At 53.1% G+C, this 548-nt stretch carries 6 tRNA genes; all 6 read left to right on the forward strand.

Going from position 1 to position 548, the window contains the following annotated elements:
- Position 1: 1 nt before the first annotated feature.
- The 6 genes from G4D63_RS21690 (at position 2) to G4D63_RS21715 (ending at position 546) form a co-directional block, all read left to right on the forward strand.
- A tRNA-Val gene (locus G4D63_RS21690) sits at positions 2–77 on the forward strand.
- Between the two features lie 8 nt (positions 78–85).
- Positions 86–161, forward strand: a tRNA-Thr gene (locus G4D63_RS21695).
- Positions 162–170: 9 nt separating this feature from the next.
- Positions 171–246, forward strand: a tRNA-Lys gene (locus tag G4D63_RS21700).
- 7 nt (positions 247–253) lie between these two features.
- A tRNA-Leu gene (locus G4D63_RS21705) sits at positions 254–338 on the forward strand.
- Between the two features lie 30 nt (positions 339–368).
- A tRNA-Gly gene (locus G4D63_RS21710) sits at positions 369–443 on the forward strand.
- A gap of 17 nt (positions 444–460) precedes the next feature.
- Positions 461–546 (forward strand) — tRNA-Leu (locus G4D63_RS21715).
- Positions 547–548 lie beyond the last annotated feature (2 nt).

A 548-nucleotide genomic window follows, 5' to 3' on the forward strand; every position in this document is an offset into this window, starting at 1 on the left:
CGGAGGATTAGCTCAGCTGGGAGAGCACCTGCCTTACAAGCAGGGGGTCGGCGGTTCGATCCCGTCATCCTCCACCATTTATATTGCCGGCTTAGCTCAGTTGGTAGAGCAACTGACTTGTAATCAGTAGGTCGTGGGTTCAAATCCTATAGCCGGCACCACTTATATTAGAGCCATTAGCTCAGTCGGTAGAGCATCTGACTTTTAATCAGAGGGTCGAAGGTTCGAGTCCTTCATGGCTCACCATTGGTGCGCGGATGTGGCGGAATTGGCAGACGCACTAGACTTAGGATCTAGCGCCTTACGGCGTGGGGGTTCGACTCCCTTCATCCGCACCATTTTAAATAATAGAAATGCAATACATTGTTGCGGAAGTAGTTCAGTGGTAGAACACCACCTTGCCAAGGTGGGGGTCGCGGGTTCGAATCCCGTCTTCCGCTCCAGAGCTTGTTTATGTATTGCCGGGGTGGCGGAACTGGCAGACGCACAGGACTTAAAATCCTGCGGTAGGTGACTACCGTACCGGTTCGATTCCGGTCCTCGGCACC

It is taken from the genome of Bacillus mesophilus (assembly GCF_011008845.1).
GTDB lineage: Bacteria > Bacillota > Bacilli > Bacillales > SA4 > Bacillus_BS > Bacillus_BS mesophilus.